The organism is Halopseudomonas sp., from assembly GCF_047631575.1.
Lineage (GTDB): Bacteria > Pseudomonadota > Gammaproteobacteria > Pseudomonadales > Pseudomonadaceae > Halopseudomonas.
Window position 1 is genome coordinate 19,215 of sequence record NZ_JBLIAB010000001.1, and the last position, 16,844, is coordinate 36,058.

General features: G+C 58.0%; 17 protein-coding genes. 3 read left to right on the forward strand and 14 right to left on the reverse strand.

Annotation, left to right across the window (positions count from 1 at the left end; genetic code table 11):
- Window positions 1–4 precede the first annotated feature (4 nt).
- The gene (gene smc / locus ACJAXR_RS00080; RefSeq protein WP_415056216.1) at window positions 5–3,511 is read right to left on the reverse strand and encodes a chromosome segregation protein SMC; all 3,507 of its coding nucleotides are present in this window, start codon (window positions 3,509–3,511) and stop codon (window positions 5–7) included.
- Window positions 3,512–3,718: 207 nt separating this feature from the next.
- Between smc and ACJAXR_RS00085 the strand changes: the two genes are divergently transcribed.
- Window positions 3,719–5,032 carry an MFS transporter gene (locus ACJAXR_RS00085; protein WP_415056217.1) on the forward strand — a complete coding sequence of 438 codons (1,314 nt, stop codon included), beginning with the start codon at window positions 3,719–3,721 and terminating at the stop codon, window positions 5,030–5,032.
- Between the two features lie 58 nt (window positions 5,033–5,090).
- Here the strand turns inward: ACJAXR_RS00085 and ccmI are convergent, their stop codons facing one another.
- From ccmI to ccmA, 9 genes are read right to left on the reverse strand one after another with little or no spacing between them, the layout of a single operon-like run.
- Window positions 5,091–6,293 (reverse strand): c-type cytochrome biogenesis protein CcmI, encoded by a 1,203-nt coding sequence (gene ccmI, locus ACJAXR_RS00090; protein ID WP_415056218.1) that lies wholly within the window; start codon window positions 6,291–6,293, stop codon window positions 5,091–5,093.
- Entirely contained in the window at window positions 6,286–6,762 is a 477-nt protein-coding gene (locus ACJAXR_RS00095) for a cytochrome c-type biogenesis protein (protein ID WP_415056219.1), read from the reverse strand. Before ACJAXR_RS00095 ends, ccmI begins: the two co-directional genes overlap by 8 nt.
- The gene (locus ACJAXR_RS00100) at window positions 6,759–7,298 is read right to left on the reverse strand and encodes a DsbE family thiol:disulfide interchange protein (protein WP_415056220.1); all 540 of its coding nucleotides are present in this window, start codon (window positions 7,296–7,298) and stop codon (window positions 6,759–6,761) included. The genes ACJAXR_RS00095 and ACJAXR_RS00100 overlap by 4 nt, the downstream gene beginning before the upstream one ends.
- Entirely contained in the window at window positions 7,298–9,265 is a 1,968-nt protein-coding gene (locus ACJAXR_RS00105) for a heme lyase CcmF/NrfE family subunit (protein WP_415056221.1), read from the reverse strand. Before ACJAXR_RS00105 ends, ACJAXR_RS00100 begins: the two co-directional genes overlap by 1 nt.
- A 9-nt stretch (window positions 9,266–9,274) precedes the next feature.
- Window positions 9,275–9,736 carry a cytochrome c maturation protein CcmE gene (gene ccmE / locus ACJAXR_RS00110; protein ID WP_415056222.1) on the reverse strand — a complete coding sequence of 154 codons (462 nt, stop codon included), beginning with the start codon at window positions 9,734–9,736 and terminating at the stop codon, window positions 9,275–9,277.
- Entirely contained in the window at window positions 9,736–9,903 is a 168-nt protein-coding gene (gene ccmD / locus ACJAXR_RS00115) for a heme exporter protein CcmD (protein WP_415056223.1), read from the reverse strand. The genes ccmE and ccmD overlap by 1 nt, the downstream gene beginning before the upstream one ends.
- Window positions 9,900–10,643, reverse strand: a complete 744-nt coding sequence (locus tag ACJAXR_RS00120; RefSeq protein WP_415056224.1) for a heme ABC transporter permease — start codon at window positions 10,641–10,643, stop codon at window positions 9,900–9,902. The genes ccmD and ACJAXR_RS00120 overlap by 4 nt, the downstream gene beginning before the upstream one ends.
- A 19-nt stretch (window positions 10,644–10,662) precedes the next feature.
- Complete coding sequence (gene ccmB / locus ACJAXR_RS00125; protein ID WP_415056225.1) at window positions 10,663–11,334, reverse strand: heme exporter protein CcmB; 672 nt, start codon at window positions 11,332–11,334, stop codon at window positions 10,663–10,665.
- Window positions 11,334–11,969: a cytochrome c biogenesis heme-transporting ATPase CcmA gene (ccmA, locus tag ACJAXR_RS00130; RefSeq protein WP_415056226.1), complete on the reverse strand. Its 636-nt coding sequence runs from the start codon at window positions 11,967–11,969 to the stop codon at window positions 11,334–11,336. The genes ccmB and ccmA overlap by 1 nt, the downstream gene beginning before the upstream one ends.
- A 264-nt stretch (window positions 11,970–12,233) precedes the next feature.
- Here ccmA and ACJAXR_RS00135 point away from each other — a divergent pair, with 264 nt between their 5' ends.
- Both ACJAXR_RS00135 and ACJAXR_RS00140 read left to right on the forward strand, forming a co-directional pair.
- Window positions 12,234–13,829, forward strand: coding sequence for a flagellar hook-length control protein FliK (locus ACJAXR_RS00135; RefSeq protein ID WP_415056227.1), 1,596 nt, complete (start codon window positions 12,234–12,236; stop codon window positions 13,827–13,829).
- On the forward strand, window positions 13,829–14,116 hold the full coding sequence (locus ACJAXR_RS00140) for an EscU/YscU/HrcU family type III secretion system export apparatus switch protein (protein WP_415056228.1): 288 nt from the start codon (window positions 13,829–13,831) through the stop codon (window positions 14,114–14,116). The genes ACJAXR_RS00135 and ACJAXR_RS00140 overlap by 1 nt, the downstream gene beginning before the upstream one ends.
- A 9-nt stretch (window positions 14,117–14,125) precedes the next feature.
- On the opposite strand, the gene ACJAXR_RS00145 is transcribed toward ACJAXR_RS00140, so the two are convergent.
- The 4 genes from ACJAXR_RS00145 to ACJAXR_RS00160 all read right to left on the reverse strand — a co-directional run bounded on the left by ACJAXR_RS00145 (window position 14,126) and on the right by ACJAXR_RS00160 (window position 16,792).
- Window positions 14,126–14,533, reverse strand: a complete 408-nt coding sequence (locus ACJAXR_RS00145; protein WP_415056229.1) for a DUF2802 domain-containing protein — start codon at window positions 14,531–14,533, stop codon at window positions 14,126–14,128.
- A 5-nt stretch (window positions 14,534–14,538) separates the two neighbouring features.
- Window positions 14,539–15,018: a chemotaxis protein CheW gene (locus tag ACJAXR_RS00150; protein WP_415056230.1), complete on the reverse strand. Its 480-nt coding sequence runs from the start codon at window positions 15,016–15,018 to the stop codon at window positions 14,539–14,541.
- A 95-nt stretch (window positions 15,019–15,113) separates the two neighbouring features.
- Window positions 15,114–15,899: a CheW domain-containing protein gene (locus ACJAXR_RS00155; RefSeq protein WP_415056231.1), complete on the reverse strand. Its 786-nt coding sequence runs from the start codon at window positions 15,897–15,899 to the stop codon at window positions 15,114–15,116.
- Window positions 15,900–15,997: 98 nt separating this feature from the next.
- Entirely contained in the window at window positions 15,998–16,792 is a 795-nt protein-coding gene (locus ACJAXR_RS00160; protein ID WP_415056232.1) for a ParA family protein, read from the reverse strand.
- Window positions 16,793–16,844 lie beyond the last annotated feature (52 nt).

Genomic DNA, 16,844 nt, shown 5'->3' on the forward strand with positions numbered 1-16,844 from the left:
AACTTTATAGCGTCGCCAGAGCGGCTGCTTCTTCAACATCAACTGTGACAAGCCGAGAACAACCGGGTTCATGCATTGTTACCCCGAGCAGTTGATCGGCCATCTCCATCGCTATCTTGTTATGCGTAATGTAAATGAATTGCACTCTCTTCGACATCTCTTTAACAAGTCGGGCATAACGCCCGACGTTCGCGTCATCCAGCGGCGCATCCACTTCGTCGAGCATACAGAACGGCGCGGGATTGAGCTGAAAAATGGAAAATACCAGGGCGATGGCAGTCAGTGCTTTTTCGCCACCCGACAAAAGATGGATGGTGCTGTTCTTCTTGCCGGGCGGACGCGCCATGATGGTGACGCCGGTATCAAGAAGGTCGTCACCAGTCAGCTCAAGATAGGCATGACCACCACCGAATACCTTGGGAAATAACGATTGCAGCCCATGGTTGATCTTGTCAAAGGTCTCCTTGAAACGACTGCGGGTTTCCCGATCAATTTTACGGATAACCTGTTCAAGGGTATTGAGTGCTTCTTCGAGGTCGGCATTTTGTGCGTCGAGGTAGCGTTTACGCTCAGACTGCTGTTGGTATTCGTCGATAGCCGCCAGGTTGATTGTGCCCAGCCGCTGAATACGTGCGTCCAATTGCGCCAGCTGCTGCTCCCAGACCGCTTCGGTGGCATCACCGGGCAGTAATTGGAGTACCGCCTTTAGCTCGTAGCCTGCTTCGAGTAACTGCTCCTGCATACCCTGACCCCGGGTTTGCAGGTCGCGGGCGATCAAACGCTGTTCGTCCAGTTGGGTGCGCAATACCTGCGCCTGTTGCTCGGCCTGGACGCGGCGTCGATCCTGATCGCGCATTTGCTGGTCGACGGCCTCTAGCGCCTGGCGCGCATTGCCGAGCTCCTGCTCTGCCTGCACGCGTTGCTCCAGCAGGGTCTCCAGCTCGATGCGTTGATCGTCCCCGGGGGCCTGGCTGTCTTCCAGTGTCATGCGCAGCTGTTCGCGACGCTCGCCCAGGCGTTCAACCTGAACGCCCAGACGCTCCAGTCCCTGGCTGGTGGAATCGTGCTGGGCGCGCAGTGACTGTACTCGCAGCTCCAGCTGATGCATGCGGTCCTTGTGCTGACGCGCTTGCTGGCGCGCCTGATCGAGTTTCTCGCGGACCTGATCGCGCTGGCGCAACAGTTCCTCGCGCTGACCCGCATCGGCTGCCATGTGATCTAGGGCGGCCTGCAAGGTCATGCGCGCCTCGCCAATCTGCTCCTGCTCTTCAATGCGCTGAGCGCGGATATCCTCCAGGTCATCAGTGATGCGCTGGCGCCGCGCATTGACCTGCTCCAGGCGGACCTGACGCGCCGACCACTGGGCCTTGAGATCACCCTGCTCACGGCTTTGGCTAGCCAGACCCTGCTGCAAACCATCGCGCTGTTGCTCGAGTTGGCGAATCCTTTCACGCAGTTCATCGACCCGCAGGGTGTCCTGTTCGAGACGCTGTTCCAGCTCTTCCACGCTCAACAGCAGGCCGTCGATTTCCTGCTGACGGGCAAGGACACCGGACTGGCTCTCTTCACCGCGCTGATAGCGCAGCCAGTTGCGACCCAACCAGTGGCCATCTGGGGTAATGATGGACTGATAATCGCCGAGCTCGTTACGACTGGCCAACGCGCTTTCCAAGGTATCTGCGATCTGTATGTTGCCAAGCCAGGGGGACAGGTCGAGCGTGCAATGCACCTTGGCCAGCAACAACTCGCCACCCACAGTTTTCAGATCGTTAGCTGGCTGACCAGCCTCGATCAAACGCAAACTTCCGTTATCGAAGCTGCCCAGGCGCTCGGCCATGCTGTCCAGATTATCCAGACTGACGGCCTGCAGGTCATCGGCCAGCACGGTCTCCACCGCCCGTTCCCAGCCACTGTCGACCTGCAGTTGCCCAGCCAGTTGCGGCAAGCCTTGCATACCCTGCTCGCCTAACCATTGCTGCACGCCTTGCCCCTGATCAAGGGCGGCCTGCTGCAGCGCTTCAAGAGAGGCCAGCCGGCCGTTCTGGCGCTGAATCTCTCCACGACGGATATCGCGCTCCTGGTGCAGGGCATGCAGGGTTTCGCGTTCCTGCTGAAGCATGTCGCTCAGATCTGTCAGCTGTTGTTGTTCGGTTTCGCTGCGCAGCTCCATCTCGGCCAACTGTTCGGTCAACTCCGCCAGCTCTTCGTCCAGCGGGCCGGAACTCAAACCACTACTTTCATCTTCAAGCCGCTGGATTCGCTCGCTGAGACGCTCTATCGCCTGTTCCAGATGACGAATACGCGATTGTTCGACCTCAGCCTGTTGCCGCGGCGCAGCGGCCTGCTGGTTGAACTGGTCCCATGCACTCTGCCAGGTCTGCATGGCTTCTTCGGCGGTATGCAGTTGCTCAGCGGTATCTTCGTCGGCCGCGCCGGCCATCTCCATCTCGGGCTCGACCTCGGCAAGCTCGTTGCGCAGATCGGCAAGCAGGGCCTGATCCTGACTGAGGTGGCTTTGCGCCTCCTGCCAGGCCAGCTCGGTTTCGTCGATATCATCGTACAGCTGGCGCTGGCGATCACGATTGAACTGCAAGACCTGTTCAATACGGCTGATATCTGCGCCCACACTGTAATAACGTGCCTGTACCTGATTGAAAGCTTCGGTCAGGTCCGCATGCTGGTCACGCTGTTTTTCCACTTCACTATCGGCATTGCGCTGCTCGGCGACCAGCGCTTCCATCGCTATCTCTAACTCGCGCACCCGATGTTCGCGCTCTCCCGTCTGTGCATCCAGTGCCTGCCAGCGTAAAGCCTGTAATTGAGCCTTGAGCTGGCGCTCCTCGGCCTTGTATTCCTTGTATTTTTCCGCTGACTGAGCCTGGCGCTGCAAATGCGCAAGCTGGCGCTCAAGCTCTTCACGCAGGTCGGTCAGGCGCGCGAGATTATCGTGGGTACGACGAATCCGGTTCTCGGTTTCGCGGCGACGCTCCTTGTACTTGGAGATGCCCGCGGCCTCTTCGATGAACAGCCGCAGTTCGTCGGGCTTGGCTTCGATCAGCTTGGAGATCATGCCCTGCTCGATGATCGAATAGCTGCGCGGGCCCAGACCGGTGCCTAAAAAAATATCGGTAATGTCGCGGCGTCGACACTTGGTGCCGTTGAGATAGTACTGATTCTGCGCCTCGCGGGTTACTCGGCGGCGAATGGATATCTCGTTGTAGCTGGCGTATTCACCCTTGAGCGAGCCGTCGCTGTTGTCGAAAATCAGCTCGATAGTGGCCTGCCCAACGGGCTTGCGGCTGTTAGAGCCGTTGAAGATGACATCGGTCATCGACTCCCCGCGCAAGTTCTTGGCCGAACTTTCGCCCATCACCCAGCGTACCGCATCGATGATATTGGATTTGCCACAGCCATTCGGCCCGACCACAGCGCCCATATTGGTCGGGAAGAATACCGTGGTCGGGTCCACGAAGGACTTGAAACCCGCCAGCTTGATGCATTTCAGTCGCATTCGATTGCCTGTCACAGGCTACAACAGGGATCGCGCAAGCTTAGCCGCGATGAATGTGTGCCAAATAAAACCGCATTTTTACCTGCTATGTACCCCAATGAGAAGCCCCTGCACGGAAATACCCTGTTACTGATCACGATTCGACCACTGGCCAAGCTTAAACGGGTGCGGCAAAATCCCTTTTCACTATTGAAATTGGATCTAGCCATGGCGTTGCAACCGGATATGGACCGACTTTACGACCAGCTGGTCGAGGAGGAGGATACGCGAGTGTGCAAGGACATCCCCGACGCGGCCTGCAGCAATGTGCCAACGAACTTCTTCCGTCAGGTAGCCGCGATTGTGCTGACCGGGCTGGGCGATACGCTGGCCAATCCCAAAACCACACTGGCCTGGCTGCTGGGCATTGTCGGCGCACCGACGGCTATGGTTGCTTGGCTGGTACCTATCCGTGATTCGGGCTCGATGCTGCCGCAACTCTTCATTGCTACCTATATACGCCAACAGCCCCTGCGCAAGCCTTTGTGGGTCATCGGCAGTCTGGCGCAGGCGGCCGCGTTGCTGGCGATGGGAGCCGCGGCATGGCTGACCGAAGGCTGGTTGGCCGGCCTGTTGATCCTAGGCTGTCTGGCGCTGTTCAGTCTGGCCCGCAGCGTCTGTTCGGTCGCAATCAAGGACGTGATGGGCAAGACGATACCCAAGACCCGGCGCGGCCGAATGCATGGGATGGCCTCTACTGTGGCAGGTACTCTGGCACTGGTATTCGGTGTGTATCTGATGCTGCGCCCGCCTGCGGATGACAACGTGCTGTTCTACGCGTTGCTGCTGGTTGGCTCGTCGATGCTCTGGATCGTCGCTGCCATTATCTATCAACATGTCGAGGAAACCCCGGGAGCCACCGAAGGCGGAGGCAGTGCGATCCGTGAGGCGCTGAGCCGGATTAGTCTGATGCGTGATGATTTGCCTTTCAGGCGCTTCGTATTGACCCGCGCGCTGCTGCTCTGTTCTGCCTTATCAGCGCCGTATTATGTTGTATTGGGCCAGGAGGTTGAGTCTTCCTTGAGCATGCTCGGTGCATTTCTGGTAGCCAATGGGCTGGCGAACAGCCTGAGCTCCATGTTTTGGGGCCGCATGGCTGACCTGTCGAGCCGCCAGGTGCTGACGCGCGCGGGCCTGCTGGCCAGCCTGCTGGCTCCGGTAGTAGTTGGACTTTACTGGTGGGGCAGCTTGCCTGCGTCGGCACAGCCGTGGCTGTTTCCTGCGGCATTCTTTGTGCTGGGGATCGCCCATAGCGGGATCCGCGTAGGCCGCAAAACCTATGTCCTGGACATGGCCGGCGGCAACAAACGGACGGACTATGTGGCCGTAAGCAATAGCATCATCGGTCTGTTATTGCTGAGTGCGGGATTTCTTGGCCTGCTGACAACGCTGATCGGCCCGGACGGCATGCTTCTGCTATTGTCGGGGCTTGGACTCTGTGGTGCTCTGCTATCGCTAAAACTGAAGGAGGTTCAATCCTGAACCCCCTTCAGCCCTTTGACGCGGATGCCTGCCACCTTGGCGACGACTTTGTCGACTGTCAGGGGGCTGGCTGATCTACCACCAGGGTTACCCTGTCGGGCGCACCCACGATCACTGTATCGATCCGACCCTGATGGCTGCCCTGCAGCGCATCGCCTGTCGGTGAAAGCCGAGCAGTAAGTTGCAGAGCCTGTCCTTCGAGCAATCGAACATCCGGCAACATGGCGTCGCTTGAACTCAGCGCTATATCGACTGGCAGTTCATTGATACTGAACCGTCTGGCAACCAATGGCATCGGCGGTCCCTGCGGATCACGCGCAAAGAGAAATACCACCGCCTCGGGACCCATGGTATCTGCAATCCCTTCGCCCAACTCTAGGCGCACGCGAATAACGGCGCCATCGTCCGCTATCGCTTCAGAGGCCTGAGTATCGGCAATACCCAAACGCTCACGGGCACGTTGAATACCACCCTGAATGGCTTGAGCTCCCGCGCTCTGCGGTGGCGTTACGACCAACAGACGCTCCCAAAAACTGATCGCTCCCGGGTAGTCGCCGCTTTCAAAGGCCGCGATACCCAGCAGGCCCAGTGCGGTGGGCTCATTGGGGTCGAGCTCTAGCGATTTATCCAGCGCGGCCACAGCCGCGCTGTCGAGCTTATTGTCGTTGGCAAAGAAACGCGCCTGAGCCAGCTGCGCCAGGACATCCGGGCGATCACCCAAACGTTCCAGGCTTTCGCCAAAGGCCTGCGCGGCGTCCGTGGGTCGCTGGGCAGACAGATAGCCCCGACCGAGCATATACCAGGCTTCGCCGCTCTCGGGCTGAACCTGGGTGATGCGCTCCATCCGCGAGATCATCTGCTCCAGATTGTCGGGTTGACCGCTTACCTGCATCTCGCGATATAGCGCCACACCACCGGGATTACCCCAGGTGAGGTACAACGCAGCAACCACCACGGGTAAAACGCCTGCGGCGCCCACCAGCAGCCAGGGCGCCCCGCGGCGGCGCTGACGACGCTCCGGCAGATCCGTATCCGCCAACAGCAGGCGGCTGGCCTCTTCGAGGGTGGAGTCCCGCTGCGCGGAACTAATCTCGCCCGTCACGACCTGCGCGTCCAGTTCTTTGATGCGCTCCTCGTAGAGCGCGATATTCAGCGCGGTACGATCAACCGTCTTATGCTGGTGGCGACGCCATAATGGCCAGAGAATAGCGAGCATTCCCAGCCCGACCAGCACGATACTCGATAACCAGAAATCAATCATTGCGGGGCTTCTTCTCCAGCAGGGCTTTCAGGCGTTGTTGCTCTTCGGGGCTGAGATGTTCCTCACCAGCGGTTTTAAATACCTTCTGTCGGCGGCGCAACATGACCACAAGAACCAACAGACCAGTAACCAGAAAAACCGCCGGTGCGAACCATAACACCGCCGTTTGAGCAGTCAATGCGGGGCGATAGCGAACAAACTCGCCATAGCGATCAACCATGAAATCGACCACTTCCTCGTTGCTGCGCCCTTCCTGCAGCATCCGGTAGATTTCCCGACGCAAGTCGTTGGCAATGGGCGCATTGGAATCGGCAATATTCTGGTTCTGACACTTGGGACAGCGCAGTTCGGTGCTCAGGTAGTAAAAGCGGGCACGCTGCTCCTCACTGGAGAACTCATAGGTATCAATCGCCGCCAGCGCGGAAAAACTTGCGAATATCAGAGCAATAACGCCAAGGAACCGGATCATGGTTGCGCCTCATCGACAAGAGCCTGGTAGCGTGCGGCCAGATCACTTTCCCATACGCGCTCATCGATCACGCCAATAAACTTGTAGCGAATGACGCCCTGGGCATCGACAAAAAAGGTCTCCGGTGCCCCGTAGACTCCTAGATCCAAACCAAGCAGCCCCTTTGGATCGCTGATATTTAACTGGTAGGGGTTATGCAGGTCGCGCAGCCATGTTCGGGCAGACTCGGTGTCATCCTTGTAGTTGACGCCGTGAATGACCACGCCATCAGCCGCCAGCTTGTTAAGTACCGGATGTTCAACCCGACAGGCGACGCACCAGGTTGCCCAGACATTGACCAGTGACGGTTGGCCGAGCAGATCCTGCTCGGTCACCACCGACTCACCCGCCTGCACTGAGGGCAATGAGAACGCCGGAAACTGCTTACCTACCAGCACCGAGGGCAGATCCTTGTTATCGAGATACAGCCCCTTGAACAAAAACCCAAGCATCAACAAGAACAGGACCAGTGGCAGTAACAGGAGTCCACGTCTCATTAAGTTGCCTCCTTGGCCGACAGCACCGATTTGTCCTTGGTAGCCTTCAATCGATAGCGCTTATCGGTTGCCGCAAGCAAGCCGCCAAAGGTCATAAACAATGCACCTCCCCATATCCAGCGGACAAAGGGCTTGATATGCACACGCATCGCCCAGGCTTCACCCTCTAACGGCTCGCCCATCGCCACAAACAGGTCACGGGTGAAACCAGCATGAATATCTGCCTCGGTCATGATCTGATTCTGCACGGTATACAGCCGCTTGTCGGGCCTGAGAGTGGTGATTTCGCGGCCATCGCGAAAGACCACAACGGTGGCTCGATCGGCCTGCCAGTTCGAGCCCTCATAGTGCTCAGTGCCTTCGAACACAAAACGATACCCGCCCAGTTCCACATCATCGCCGGGGGCCATCCGCAGGTCGCGCTGAGTATCGAATAGACTGGCGCCAATCACGCCGACTGCACACACAGCCATGCCAATATGCGCCAGTGTCATACCCCAGTAACTGCGGGGCAATGCCGCCAGTCCACGGGACAATCCTTTATTACGCGTCTTGTAAAAAATATCGCGCAGGCTGACTCCGACCACCCAGAAGACCAGCAACAACATACTGCCGACCGCCAAGTGGTGATCACCAATCCAGATGGCCAGGCCAACAGCGCCGATCGCCGAGAAGAGCAACACCCATTTCAGCTGATTGAACAGCCAAAGCGTGGGGGTGTCCTTCCAACGGCTAACCATCCCGACTCCCATGGCGGCAAGCAATAGCGCCATCAAGGGTACAAACAGCGCGTTGAAGTACGGAGGGCCGACCGATACCAGGGTGCCACTGACCGCTTCCAGCACCAGCGGGTAGAGTGTGCCCAGCAGGATCATAAGTGCTGACACCACCAGGATGACGTTATTGATCAGCAGAAAGGTTTCCCGCGACCAGAGGGCGAAACCGATTTGGCTCTTCACTACGGGTGCTCGCAAGGCATACAACACCAACGAGCCGCCGGTAACCAACAACAGGAAGGCAAGAATGAACACGCCACGCTCGGGGTCGGTGGCGAAAGCATGTACCGATGTCAGCACACCTGAGCGGACCAGGAAAGTCCCAAGCAAACTCAACGAGAAAGTGGCAATGGCCAAGAGCACGGTCCAGCTCTTGAAAACACCACGCTTCTCGGTAACGGCCAACGAGTGAATAAGTGCTGTGCCGACCAGCCAGGGCATAAATGATGCATTTTCTACCGGATCCCAGAACCACCAGCCACCCCAGCCGAGCTCGTAATAGGCCCACCAGGAACCCAGTGCGATACCCAGAGTCAGGAACGCCCAGGCAATAATGGTCCAGGGTCGTGACCAACGCGCCCAGGCAGCGTCCAAACGGCCACCCAGCAATGCTGCTATAGCAAAGGCAAAAGCAACCGAAAAACCCACATAGCCCATATAGAGCATGGGTGGGTGTACGATCAGACCAAAGTCCTGCAGTAGCGGATTCAGATCATTACCATCAGCAGGATAAAACGGCAGTTGGCGGTCAAAGGGGTTGGAGGTCATCAACATGAACAGCAAAAAACCGACTGCAATCATGCCCATGACAGCCAGCACTCGGCTGAGCATCTCTGGCGGCAGATCCCGGGAAAAAATAGCGACAGCAAAGGTCCAGATTGACAGGATCAAGGCCCAGAGCAGCAGCGAACCTTCGTGGCCGCCCCATACGGCGCTGACGCGGTAGTACCAGGGCAATGCCGAGTTAGAGTTGAGCGCTACGTAAGTGACGCTAAAATCATTGGCGACGAATGCCTGTACCAGACAGAGAAAGGCAAAGAGAACGAACAGACATTGGCCGATTGCCGCCGGCTGGGCAAATCCCATTGCCAGAGTATCACCACGCCATGCGCCATACAGCGGCACCGTCGCCTGCAACAACGCCAGTATCAGTGCGATGATCAGGGCTAATTGGCCTAGCTCGGGAATCATGTTATCTCCTCAATAACCGGACGCCGTTTCGGCGTCCCGTTTCATTTGATTGACCTTTTCCATCGCCATGGCCACTTCCGGCGGCATGTATTCTTCATCGTGTTTGGCCAGCACCTCGTCGGCTACCAACAGGCGATCTTCATTGAGCCGCCCGAGGGCAACGATACCTTGCCCCTCTCGAAACAGGTCCGGAAGAATACCGCTGTAGGAAATCAGGACCTGTCTGGCGCCATCAGTGACTGCAAATTGGGTGTCCAGGCTGTCCTTCGAGCGTTTGACACTGCCCTCCACCACCATGCCGCCGGCACGAATACGTGCATCCGTTGGCGCTTCACCGCCGGCAATCTGACTGGGGGTGTAAAACAGGTTGATATTCTGCTGCAGAGCGCTCAACGCCAGACCGACAGCAACGCCGACCCCCAGCACTACCAGCACGATCAAAATCAGACGTTTCCTGCGCTGGGGATGCATCACACCTCCTCCCGGCGCCGGCGCCGTGCGTGCAAGCTGACCAGACGTTGGCGTGCCAGCCAGGGCTGCAGCACGTTGAGCGCCAACACAACGAATGTGATCGCATAGGCGGACCAGACATAGGCTCCGTGGCCATCCATGGCAAAAAAATCGGGCAGGCTGTTCATCGGACTTTCTCCAGGGCATCGCGCACCCAACGAGTATTATGTTCACGACGCAAGACTTCCAGGCGCATGCGCATCAATAAACTGACAGTGAACAGGGCGTAAAAGCCCAGCACCATGAGCAACAGAGGAAACCACATCTCTACCGGCATTGCCGGCTTTTCGGTGAGCTTAAATGTCGCAGGCTGATGCAGCGTGTTCCACCAGTCCACCGAGTACTTGATGATCGGGATATTGACCAGACCCACGATCGCCAGCACGGCGGTGGCCTTGGCCGAGGTATCGCGGTTACTGATCGCCTGACTCAACGCAATAATGCCAAAATACAGGAACAACAAGATCAACATGGAGGTAAGCCGTGCATCCCAGACCCAGTAGGTGCCCCAGGTTGGCTTGCCCCAGATGGCGCCGGTTACAAGCGCTATAAACGTCATCCAAGCACCGATAGGGGCAGCGCAGCGAAGCGCGACATCTGCCAGCTTCATGCGCCAAACCAGGGTGACGATACCGGCTACCGCCAGCATCATGTAGCAGGACTGCGCCACAAATGCCGCGGGCACGTGGATGTAAATAATCCGAAAACTATTACCCTGTTGGTAGTCCTGCGGCGCAAAGACCAACCCCCAGACAGTGCCTACCGTCAACAATATAAAGCTGGCGACAGCAATCCAAGGCAGCCAGCGGCCACTAATATTGTAAAACGATTTGGGCGAACCCAGCTTGTGGAAGAAAGTCCAGTTCATAGCATGTCATCCCCGCCAATCATTCACTTACCCCGATGCGCAGCCCTGCGGCAATTGCCACTGGCGACAGACTCAGCGCCAGCACCGCCAGGCAACCCAGCCATAATGCATAGCCCGCCACCGGCAAGCCCTGAAGCGCTGCCTCGACCGCACCGGTACCCAGAATCAGTACTGGAATGTACAGGGGAAGGATCAGCAGAGCCAGCAACACACCGCCACTTTTCAAGCCAACGGTCAGCGCCGCGCCGACCGCGCCGAGCAGGCTGAGTACCGGGGTCCCAAGCAACAAGCTCAGAACCAGTGCCGGCAACACCTTGGCAGGCAGCGACAGCATCAATCCGAACAAGGGCGACAGTACGACCAGTGCCAGCCCGCAAACCATCCAATGGTGCAACACCTTGACCAGCACCATGAGCGATAATGGGTGGGGTGAGAGCACCCACTGCTCCAGTGATCCGTCTTCATAATCGCTGCGAAACAGCCCATCGAGGGACAGCAATGTGGCCAATAGGGCCGCCACCCAGATCACTCCCGGCGCCATCGTGCGGAGCATGCTCGGCTCAGGGCCCACTGCCAGTGGAAACAAACTGATCACGATGGCAAAAAACACCAGCGGGTTGAGCAGCTGGCCAGGGCGGCGCCATGCGAGGCGCCATTCACGACAAAACAACAACCAGATAATCTGCAGCATCAGGTCACCTGCCCCAGATCCAGAGAGCGCAGACCGGACAGGTGATCCAGACTATGGTGGGTAGTCAGAACAACAATGCCTCCGCTGGCAGCATGGGCCATAACGTGCGCTTCAAGTGTCGCTACGCCGCCGCGATCAATAGCAGTAAAGGGTTCGTCGAGAATCCACACCGGATGAGCTTCCAGATACAACCTGGCTAGAGCCACACGGCGCTGCTGTCCAGCGGAGAGATGATCGCAGGGGACATCCTCGAACCCGCGCAACCCCACCTTCTGCAATGCCTGCCAGATCAACTCGCGGGATACCGGCTTGCTCAACGCACAGAGCCAGCTGAGATTTTCTTCGGCGCTCAATGCACCCTTCACCGCAGGCGCATGACCGATGTAGAGCCGACTTTGACGCCAAGAATCTCGGCCAGTGCCGGCAAAGACAGAAACTTCGCCGTAGCGGATATCGCCGGCGGCCGCTGGCAACAGACCTGCAAGTATCCGTAACAGGCTGGTTTTACCCGAACCGTTTGGCCCGGCCACCTGCAGCACATCACCAGGCTCAAGACGTAGCGACAGGTCCTCAAACAGCTCACGCTGGTCGCGTTCGCAGGCCAATTGCCGAATGTCTACAGGCTGTGATTTCACCAGATCTCCACACTGTGTTCCCAGTCTTGCCGCACAGTATTCATGTTTGTCAGGCCAGGGCCGCTATACTTGGTTTAGACTCAAACGGCAAACAGGTCAAGCTGTCGCAAGGCTTGAACATTATACATACAGCCCCCCTGACGGGCCCCATGATTTACATCAATATGTGACCCCATGGCATCTGACTTTAGACTACCTCCAAATCTCGCCGCGCCCTCTGTTACGGGGGCTGCAGCCAAGCCTCAGGATCCAGCGGCCTTAGCTTTGAAGCTGCTGCGGCCTATTGACGCATTGCTGTTGCCGCCGGGGCAGACTCGCCCCGCCGAAGTCGTCAGCAGCACAATCAATGGCAATCAGTTCAATCTGATTCTGCGCCTGGCCCAACAGCAAGCCAGCCCCGCGACCCCGCGGACAGAGATTGCTGCCAGTAGCCCGCGAGCAGTCGCTAATGGCACTCAGATGCTGATCCAGGCGGTCAGCCAGTCGCAACTCATGGCCATATTGCAACCCAACGGCAAGCCAGCGGCTGGGATTGTAGAGACCCTCGCCCGCCTTAACCCCGGTCAGTTTCCTGCGGGCATGACAGTACAGGCTCGCGTCATCAGTCAGCAAGCCCTTGATCAAGGTCGTTTCGCCATTCTGGTCAAGGTTCTGCAAGGCGCCAACAGCGGCATCAACCTGAGCTTGACCAGCGACAAGCCACTCGAGCCTGGCAGCCTGCTGACAGCGCGAGTTGGCACTCAAGGGGAGCTCAGGGTGCCTGACCCGGGTCGCCAGTTATTACAGCAGGCACTGTCCCAGGGACTGCGCGACACCTTGCAAAGCCAGGGCTCAGCCGAGCCACTAATGAATCGCCTGCAACAATTGACCGTCGGCACGGCCCTTCCCGGCGAAGCAGGTAGCGTTAAGCTCACTGCGCAGGTGGATAGTGCTGTGCGCCAGGTCCTTCAGCAGCTTGCGACACCGGCCCAGCTGATGACTCCCAAAGGCGTGGAACAGGCGGTGCAGCGCAGCGGTCTTTTTATGGAACCTAACCTGACTCAGCTCGCCAGCCTGCTCAAGACAGATCCTAGCGGAACGGTGCCGGCCGGTGCTCGCGGCGATGCCGCAGCCACACCCGCCGGGAATGCTCCCCTGCCCCAGCCGGTACTGGCCAAACTGCTCTCCGCGTTGGCGGCCCTGCCAGTCAATCCCGGCGAGCGGCCTCTGCCCGGCGCGGACCTGAAGGCGGCACTGATCAATCTGTTGATCAATGTGCAACAACAATTGCCACCGGCTGCGCTCAAGGCCGTGACTATGCCACCCGCGCCCTGGGCCCAGGGCGTGGGTGGCTTCCCACTGCCAGCCAGGGCTACGCGCGCGCTCGCCGAAACGGCGGACCTGGGCTCACTACTGCGCTTGACCGCCGCACTGCTATCACGCATTCAACATCATCAGCTACAGAGCCTGGGTCAGTCACACAGTTTTAGCGACGGCAGTACACAGACCACTTGGCAACTTGAAATCCCCCTGCGCGACGGCCAGCAGTTCAATCATGTGCAGGTCCGTATTCAACGGGATGATGAGGCACCCAGAAAAAAGGGTGCCGAGCAGGCACCCTTCTGGGAAGTGCGCCTGGCCTTCTCACTGGATCACCTGGGCTCGATACAGGCGATCGCCCAATTGAACAAGGGCCGGGTGAACACCCAGTTCTGGGCGGAGCAACCCACAACCTTGTCGCTCCTCAATATTGAAATCAGACTGCTGCGCGATCGATTGCTGGCCAAAGGGTTAGAGGTGGGCGAAATCAGCTGTCATCAGGGTTCACCACCGCAGCCCAATCAGCCACTGCAGCAACGCTGGATCGATGAGGTGACATGATGAGCAACAATCGCGAAGCGATCGCCCTGGTCTACGACGGCGATAAGTCACCCACCCTCACTGCGAAAGGCGAAGGTGATCTGGCTGAGCAGATCATTCAGCTGGCAATGGAGTACGAGGTACCCATTTACGAAAATGCCGAACTCGCCAAAGTGCTGGCCCGGCTGGAGCTCGGCGATCAGATACCCGAGGCCTTGTACCGCACCATTGCTGAAATCATTGCTTTTGCCTGGTATTTGAAAGGCAAGACGCCGGAAGGCTTTGTGCCCCCTGATGAGTCACTCTGACCTGCCGACTCAGGGCTTGCGCGCCTCATGCAATCGAGCGACCAGCTCGGCTTCGGCTTTGGACAGGCCGCAGGATTGCGTTAGATCTTCGACACTCGCACCGAGACTGACCAGCCGTGCTGCCTGATTGTAAGGCAGTGATTGGGGATCGTGCTGTTCGATACGCTGCTGCTTGTCTTCCATGCGTTTAAACAGATCGCGCAGGGCAACCAGATCCTCACCCATGCGAATACTACCCTGCTGGAACGTACTCACATCGTTCTTGAGCTGTTGCAGGCGCTGGACCTGAAGCTCATCGAGTGCCTTCAGCTGACGCGCTATGCGTCGGTTGGCCATATACAACGCGAGCAACGCGGCGACCAGGGCGCCAAGGCCCAGTCCCAGGAACAGCATCAGCAGGGCACCGGTATCAATCATGCCGCTCAGAATCCCTGCAACTCAGCCCACTCGTCTTCGCTCATCATCTTTTCCAGATCAACCAGGATGAGCAGTTCGTTGTTCTTGTTGCACACGCCCTGAATGAATTTGGCTGATTCGTCGGTTCCCACATTGGGCGCTGTTTCGATCTCGGACTGACGCAGATAGACCACCTCGGCTACGCTGTCGACCAGAATGCCGACCACCTGTTTGTCGGCTTCAATAATAACAATACGCGTGTTATCGGTAATCGGTGCCGGTGTCAGGCCAAAACGCTGGCGGGTGTCGATAACCGTCACTACATTGCCGCGCAGATTAATGATACCCAGCACGTAGGAAGGCGCACCAGGGACCGGGGCGATCTCGGTATGGCGCAGCACTTCTTGGACCTGCATCACGTTGATACCGTAGCTTTCGTTATCAAGGCGAAAGGTCACCCATTGCAGGATCGGATCTTCAGCGCCCTTTGAACTGTTATTTTGCATTATCTCGGTTCCCGATCTTCAAATTTGCCAATCCCGCCAAGCGGCAGCGGAACGCCGGTTTTACTGCAATAGTCCCATCATACTCCATGGCAGGGCTACACCAATGCCCTGCCCCCTTGCTTGTGCTGTCCCTGATCCGCCGCTATCAATCCAGCCAGCGCCGATACGTCAAGCAATGCACACATCTGATCGATCACCGTGCCGGCCAGCCACGGCCGCTTGCCCTGCTGGGAGCGCCATTTGACCTGATCAGGCTTCAACTTGATCGATCGACTGACGCCGTGAACCGCCAGACCCCAATCATAGCCTTCAACCGAGATGACAAAACGCAGCCCCTCCTGTAGGGCATCGGTGTAGCGTTCGGGCATAACCCAGCGCGCGGTATCCAGGACTTTCAGATTGCCGCCGACCGTCGGCAGTATGCCGAGAAACCAGTCAGGCTGACCGAAAAGCGGAGTGATTTCCGCGTCCAGAGCATGAATTGTACCCAGGGATACCAAAGGCACTGCCAGGGTCAAGCCAGCCACGTCAAACAACAGAGCTTCAAATGGCTGCTCGCGCCAGGCGGCCTGGACCCTCGTGTGCGGCACCGGCGTATTAACTACCGCTGGAGCCTGCTCGACCTCAAGCGCAATTTCAGCAGGAGCCTGGACCCGATTTTTGACCTCCGGCCGGCTGCGGCGCTCCACGAATGACTCGGCTACGGTTGTCTGGGCGATTGCAGCGGCCGCCTCTGGCACGTCGGTAGCAACCGGTGCGGATGCAACCGGTTCCTGCTCGGCAAGCAACAGCTCACTGGAGGCATCCTGCAGCAAGGCATCCAGATAGTTCTGGATCGTCTGTTGCGGGATATATTGTTGAACGGGTAAAGGTTTGTTCATGGATTACTTGTCAGGTTGCGAAAACTTGGCTTGCCCGGCAAAGCAGGGTTATATCCCTTTATCGGCCAGGCTTTGCTGAGCATTAACTGCGATTGCACTCAGGCCACCTTGTCGCGACGGGGTAACGATTGCGCCAGCAGATAGCGAAGCAGCGCGCGATAGGCCAGAACTCCACGGGCATTGTTGTCGACACGAGAGGGTACCAGTCCAGCCAGGCTGGCATCACGCAACTTGGTGTCGATCGGAATGTAGGCCTGCCATAGATGATCAGCGTAATCGTGGCGCAATGAGCGCAGCGTGCTCAAGGATGCCTGGGTACGACGATCGAACAGCGTAGGTACGATGGTATAGGGTAGTGCTTGCTTGCGCGAGCGGTTGACCATATCCAGCGTGTGCACCATGCGTTCCAGCCCCTTGAGAGCGAGGAACTCGGTTTGCACCGGGATCACCAGTTGTTCGCAGGCAGCCAGAGCGTTGATCATCGACACGCCAAGCAACGGAGGGCTGTCGATCAGAACAAATTGATAGTCGTCCCACAACTGGGTGAGTGCCCGCGACAGCACCAGACCAAAACCGCCCTGCATAGCCGACTGACGCTCCAACGTGGCCAACGAGGTGCTGGATGGCATCAACTTGATATTCTCGTGAGAGGTCTCCAGCAGCAACGCCGCCGCAAGGCCTTCGGGCACCTGGCCCTTGTGCTGAAACAGATTGAATACGCTGCTGGTCAGGCTGTCGGGATCATGACCGAAATAGCTGGTCATCGACCCATGCGGATCCAGATCGACCACCAGAACACGCTGCCCCTGATCGGCCAGCAATCCAGCCAGGGCTACCACAGTGGTGGTCTTACCCACGCCGCCCTTCTGATTGGATACAGCCCAGACTTTCATGCCCTTCCTCCGACAACAGATTGACGCGCGAAGCACGTCACGATAAACCAGC